The following is a 6,000-nucleotide window of genomic DNA, read 5'->3' as shown; positions in this document are numbered from 1 at the left end:
GCCGGGTCGTCCAGCAGCAGCTGGCCTCGTCGAAGCACATCAGCTTCGGGCGGTCCGGGAACCGGCTCATGACGCCCATCCCCAGCAGCGTGATCAGCTTCAGTCAGCGCCGCGCCCTGCCGCTCCAACGGCTCGTACCTGACCGTGCCACCCCACGCGCCGGCACCGGAAGCCGCCCGTGACCACGCAGGTGATCTGCCGGTCCCCCAGGGCGCGGACCGACCCGTCAAACGGCGCGAACCCCAACTGCGCCAAGCCGTTGGTCGCGTGGGTCTCCAGGTGCTCGGCCAACGCGACGCCAGCCTTCCCGCCACGCGCGCAGAGAGCGGCCAGGACGTGGGAGTTGGTCGGGCGGCCTCGTGGTCTCGGACCGCGCTGACCGCCTGCTGCAGCTCGGTCTCCCACCCCACCGGCACCACCCGGGGCATCAGCGACGTGAGGAAGTCCGTGGCGGCGTCGCTGCTTAGCTCTGGCGGCGCGTTGCGCCACGGATCCAGCAAGCCACGCAGACCGTCGCTGGCGCGCAGCGTGACGAGGTCCATCCGGTCGGCGAACGCGGACGGACCGCCAGTGGTGGGTCGTCGTGCTTTGCCGGTCGAGTCAAAGACGATCGCCCCCGTCCAGCGCGCTCTCCATCGCAAGCTTCGCCCCCGCGGTCGTCTTGCCCGCCCCGGAGTCACCGACCATCCGTTCCCTGGCTGCCTTGTCCAGCCGCTACGTCCTGCGGGCTCCACCGCACCACCGCCGGCGCCGCCGACATCGTGCGGCCCCACACCCACCCCGACCGGCCCCCCCAGACGGCGTGTCGCGGTCGGAGCGAACGCGCCGATTCGCTCGGCGCTCATCCGCCGCGTGAAGCCGGCACCCACGGCCGCTGCCCCGGCAACGCCCCGAACCAGCCGTGCAGCTGCCGGCCGACCGGCCCGCAACCGCACCCCGTGCGCGGCCCACGCCGCCTTTCGCGTCGCGGACCCGACGGCGCAACTTCTCCCGCGACCTGGTGGCGACCGTGACCTGCAGCACCCCGGCAAACAGCGGCTCACCGGTCGCCAGATAGGACTCCGCGTCGCGGGCGACCTGGGTGCGGTCATGCGTCACATCCGACACGCTGCGCGCGGTAAGGTGTTCCTCATCAGCCGCCTCGTCCGCTTTGGCCATCTCGGCGTGGACCTGCTGCTGCGCGCGGGCCGGGGACACGTACCGCGTCGACAACGTGACGTCGACCGCGAACGGCAGCTGGTCCCCGCCGGCCGCCACATCACCGCGCTGCCACTGACGGGGCGACGTCATCGACCGGCAAAGCGACTCCGCGACCAACGTCGTTCGCCAGCTCTCCCCAGCTCCCTCGCGACCAGCACCGCGTCGCGGTGATGGGTGACGCGCCCCGCCCACGCCAGCAGATCCGCCGAGCACGGCTCCAGCCGCGCCCGGCCGCCCTGCCGGGGCCAGTACCGCCTGCGGGTGATGCAGCCCGTCGACGACCGGCTCCCCCAACCCCCGAGTCGAGGCGCGACGCACCAGCCACTCAACCTCCGCAAGCGTCGCCGGCCGCGCACCGCGCACCGCCCCGGCGACCCGGTCGAACATGTCCTCAGCCAGCTCGTGATCGCGCTCGACCTCGTCGAGGTCGCGCGCCGATCCCAACGACAGCCGCGACAGCCGCGAACGCCACCGGTCAAGGCCCGAGCGCGGGTCCTCCAAGAGCTCCGCCGCGACCTCGCCACGCGCCCGGCGGGCCGGGGTCAGCGCGACCGCCACGAACGCCTCCGCAGGCGCGAACGCCCCATCAAGCTCCGCCGCCTGCTCCGCGCGATACGCGGCTCGCACCCGACCGAGCGCCTCATCCCCAGCCCGGTCTCGGTCGCCTCGTCGGCCGAGGCATACGCCCGGCGTCCCACCAGCGCGCCACGCGCAACACCTGGACGTCCGCCTCGACCTCGCGGACCAACGACGCCACCTGCTCGACCAGGTCGAGCCGGTCCGTCAGCGTCCGCAACGCATAGTTGCGCCCCGGCAGCCGGAACACCGCCCACGGGTCATCCATCCCCCGCGCGTACACCACGTTCCCCGACACCCACGTCAGCGGCTGCATCACACCCCGCCCCGCACGACCCGAACCACCAGCCGCTCCCCCACCCCGACCTCCACCGACCCAACCCGGCCAACCGCAGGGCGGACGACCAGCTCTTCCCCAGTCCGTTCGACGGCCCCCACGATCCGCAGACGGCCGGGACTGCGGTAGCGGATCGCCTCACCGCCCGGGCTACCGTCACCAAGCAACGGCAACGGGCGCGGCGACCAGGAGCCCTCCAAGGGGCCGCAGGGCTCCCAGCCCAACCAAGGGCGGCGCGGCGAGCGCCTCGAGCACGATCGGGAGGAACTCGTGCATCCGCAGCCCGTTAGGCTTCACCGCCGCGCCCGCGGCCGCCAGCCCGACGATCGCGGGCATCCAAACCCACCACGACACCCCGCCGGCCAGCCAGCTCACCGGCGGCAGCACACGGCCGAGCCAGGCCGACGCGAGCCCGGCGAGCACGTACAGCACCATCGCCTGCGACACGCCGCGACGGCCCAGCGACACGTCGTCGCCCAGCCGATACCAGCGCGGATCCGCGCCCCACAGCCGATCGAAGTTGACGACCTGCACGCCCACCCGGCCCCCGCCGGCCGACACCTACGCCCCCTCCCCACCACCGCCGGAGGTGCGGTCACAACCGACCCAGTCGTGCCGCCGAGGTCCTTGCCGGTGTCCTCCGCCGCGGTCCACAGCTTCCCGCTGATCGCCATCGACGCGAGGATCGCCATCAACACCGCGAACCCCAGCGTCTTCACCGACGTCTGCGCCCACGCCACACCGATCGCCACGATCAGCGCGATCCCTGCCAGCACCGACGCCACCGTCTTCACCGTGCTGCTCGTGTTCTTGGCGATGTCCCCGAACCCTGCCGACCCCGACTCCGCCGACGGCCGCGACGGCGAGGACCCCGCCTTGAACCCCGACCCCGACACCACCGACCCATCAGTCCCCTGCGCCGAGGCGCCCACCGGCGCCACCGCCGAGACCGCCAGCACCACCGCCACGAGCATCGCCACCCACCGCACGACCTCGCCGCCCGTCACCGAACCGAACATCCAACCGACCTCCCTCTCCGCGCCGGCTCATCCGGCCGCGGGGTTGTTGTGAACGCCCGAGACGAACCAGCGACCACGCTGCTCCACCCCGAGCTCGTAACCGAGCGTCAACGACGCCCCGTGCCGATCCGCCACGAGCACCGTCGCCCGCACCGATCGACCACGCTCGCTCCACCGCGCCTCAAGGACCCGGTCCAGCCGCAACGCGACCGTCGGCAAGCTGACCGTGGCGCTCGGCGCAAGATCCGCGCGCAAGTTCGCCCCGTCGCCCGCCAGAAAGTTCCCCAGCGCCCGCTCCACCACCGCACGGACGTCCTCCGGCACCTCCGCCCCCTCACCAGCGACATCGACCGCGCCCCCCCGGACAACGGCGCACCGACCAACGCCGGATACCCCACGACCTCAGGGCCCCGCGGGCCGCGACGAACCGTGACCGCCAAGAACATCGACCCATCCACATCGGTGTCCGCTTCGATCACGAACCGCCGCCCCGACGGGACGTCCAGGTCCTGCGCCACCCGAGACGACAGCACCCGGCGGCGCCCGTCCGACGGGGATCGACAACGCAGCAGCCCCAACCGGCCCGTCACCTGCGATCGCGCGAAGCCGGTCCTCCCGGCCTTCCGGCGACGCCGCGTCATACGCGAGAAACGCGACCGCAAACCGCTCCGCCAACGCCGCAGCCACCGGGTCGGCCGTGCGACCGACCGGCCGCTCAACAACGACCGTCCGGGGCGGGTCGACCGCCCGCCACACCCCACGCCCCCGAGCAGCACCAGGACCGCGCTCAGCAACCAGCGGTTGTAACGCCTCGCGCCACCGCAGCCACCGCACCGACACACGACGGCGCATCACCCCGCCGCCACCAGCCCGGACACCCTGCAACACCACCAGCGCGGCGATCGCCACGAACGCCGTCAGCTCGCACGCCCGCCGAAGTGGGAACGGCGGCCGCGGACGCTCCACCCGGATCGCCGGACGAGGCAGCGCCGGGCGCGGCGCCGCGGCCCGCGAGCGGAACTGCGCCTTCGCATCCTCCAGGCGCTGCGCGCTCATGGGACGCGCACCCCAAACGCGGCATCCGCCGACGCCGACCCGGCCGGCGCCCGGTAGACGCGTGGAGGCGCCGCCGCCGTCACCGGCCCACGCACCGCAGACCGCGACGGCGATGACGCGACCGGCGTGACGGGTCGCACGCGAGCCGTGCGCCGAGCGCCCGCGGGACGACGGACAGCAGTCGGAGCAGCGGGACGTCGTGCGCAGGCGCTCGAACGGTGATCGTCCGCGTGACAACCCGCTCCACCGGCACAGGGGCCGACCCGCCACCACCCGCTCTCCGCCTCCAGAGCCCGCTGCCAGGACGACCGCGCCGGCCACCCCGACAAGTCCAAGCAGCGCCACCGCGGCCGCTGCTGCTGCCGACCGTCCTCTCGGCCTTTGGCCGATTCCGCTTGATCGGCCGGGCGCTGGACGGTCGCCGACGGTTCGCGCTCCGCGAGCCTCTCCCTCTCAGGCTTCGCAACGTCGTCCGAGGCCGCAGGGACGTGGTCTTCGACGAAGAGCGGCTCGGTTCGCTCGGCCAGCCCGTTCGCCGTTTCGGCAGCCAGACGAGCGGCCTCCTGGAGCCGCGGGGACAACGCTGACGAGCGTCGAGGCGAGTTCGGCGGTCGCTGCGGCGCCACGTCGTCGCCAAAGAGCAGCGCGTCCTCTTCCGCGAGGTCCGGTTCTGTCACCAAAGGCGTCCATGACGGACACCCGACACCCGAACGACCGAAATGACCCCCTACCGACTCAATCGCTTATCGCGCGTTGCGATAGTCCGACGGCCGGGCGGATGTGACGCCATCCACGACTACGACGCTCGACGAAACGCCGGGAGGTGGCGATTTGGCCGTCAGGAACGGACGGCCACATCGAGCCACGTCCACCGTGCGGCGCTCGTTTCCACGCGAGCGTGCGCCAGCGGGAGCCCTCAGCTATCGCTTTGCGCGAAAAGCGCTAGCGGCTAGGGACCACGCGACTCCGTCGTAATCGCTAGTCCGTCGGCGCCCGCAGTCCTGTGCGTCGGTCAGTTCGCCGCACGATGACGGACGTGCTCGCGATCGCAGCGCCGGGCCAATCCGCCGCGCCAGCTCGAGCGCCTGCAGCAGGCAGGCGGCCCTTCGCGGCCGCCCTTACGGGCTGCCGTCCGCCGCTGCCCGGCTCCGCCGGCCGGCGCTCGAACCAGCGCGTTCGGACCCCCGCCACGCCCGCTGCGCGCCCGTCGTCGAAGGCTCACCGCCCGGCACCCAGGACCAGGCACAACCCGAAGGAGCCACACCGCGACCGCACGATCCGCCACTCCCCCGCCAGCGCTGCTACTCTTCGCCCAGCTGGCTGAGGCCAACGGCTGCACGCTCCCCCCGCCTGGACGACCTCAGCCTCTCCGACGCGTCCAAGCTGATCCGCGAGCTCAAGGCGCAGCCGCGCCGTCGCGACCTGCCCACCGACCGCAACCTCCAGCGGCCCACGCAGCTCGCGACCGCGCCCACCCAGGACGAAGCGCCCAAGCGCGACTACCCCGGCAAGGACGACGCCCCCCGCGGCGATGGGACGCGCAAGCTGATCGCCAGCTACGACCTCGACGGCCACGACCGCCAGATCGTCGGCCAGACCACCCACGGCGGCATGCGGCGCATCTGGGACCAGGGCCTCACCGGTCCCCAGACCACGCTGATCTGCGCCAACTACCGCGGTCGCTCCCTTAGCGAGCTTAACGCCTGCATCGCTGCGTACATCGACAATGCCCGCGATCACTACGCCGCAACCGGCGACCTCCCCAGCTCGGGTAGCTCCGGCGAGCCGGACGAACCCGTCCGGGCTCTCACG

General features: G+C 72.8%; 5 protein-coding genes. 2 read left to right on the top strand and 3 right to left on the bottom strand.

Annotation, left to right across the window (positions count from 1 at the left end):
* Nucleotides 1-182: hypothetical protein (locus tag GKE82_RS29465; RefSeq protein WP_230317263.1), on the top strand; the 182-nt coding region annotated here is incomplete at its 5' end.
* A 1,658-nt stretch (nucleotides 183-1,840) separates the two neighbouring features.
* Here GKE82_RS29465 and GKE82_RS25695 read toward each other — a convergent pair.
* Together GKE82_RS25695 and GKE82_RS25690 are read right to left on the bottom strand one after the other, a co-directional pair.
* Complete coding sequence (locus GKE82_RS25695) at nucleotides 1,841-2,044, bottom strand: hypothetical protein (protein WP_230317262.1); 204 nt, start codon at nucleotides 2,042-2,044, stop codon at nucleotides 1,841-1,843.
* Between the two features lie 225 nt (nucleotides 2,045-2,269).
* Nucleotides 2,270-2,647: a hypothetical protein gene (locus tag GKE82_RS25690; protein WP_154735736.1), complete on the bottom strand. Its 378-nt coding sequence runs from the start codon at nucleotides 2,645-2,647 to the stop codon at nucleotides 2,270-2,272.
* A 99-nt stretch (nucleotides 2,648-2,746) separates the two neighbouring features.
* On the opposite strand from GKE82_RS25690, the gene GKE82_RS25685 reads away from it, so the two are divergent.
* Complete coding sequence (locus GKE82_RS25685) at nucleotides 2,747-3,184, top strand: hypothetical protein (protein WP_154735735.1); 438 nt, start codon at nucleotides 2,747-2,749, stop codon at nucleotides 3,182-3,184.
* On the opposite strand, the gene GKE82_RS25680 is transcribed toward GKE82_RS25685, so the two are convergent.
* A complete protein-coding gene (locus tag GKE82_RS25680; protein WP_154735734.1) occupies nucleotides 3,160-3,456 on the bottom strand; it encodes a hypothetical protein in 297 nt (98 codons plus the stop codon). The genes GKE82_RS25685 and GKE82_RS25680 overlap by 25 nt on opposite strands.
* Nucleotides 3,457-6,000 lie beyond the last annotated feature (2,544 nt).

This window comes from Conexibacter sp. W3-3-2 (assembly GCF_009707605.1).
Lineage (GTDB): Bacteria > Actinomycetota > Thermoleophilia > Solirubrobacterales > Solirubrobacteraceae > Paraconexibacter > Paraconexibacter algicola.
The sequence above is the reverse complement of the archived record's forward strand: the minus strand, read 5'-3'. Positions and strand labels throughout refer to the sequence as shown.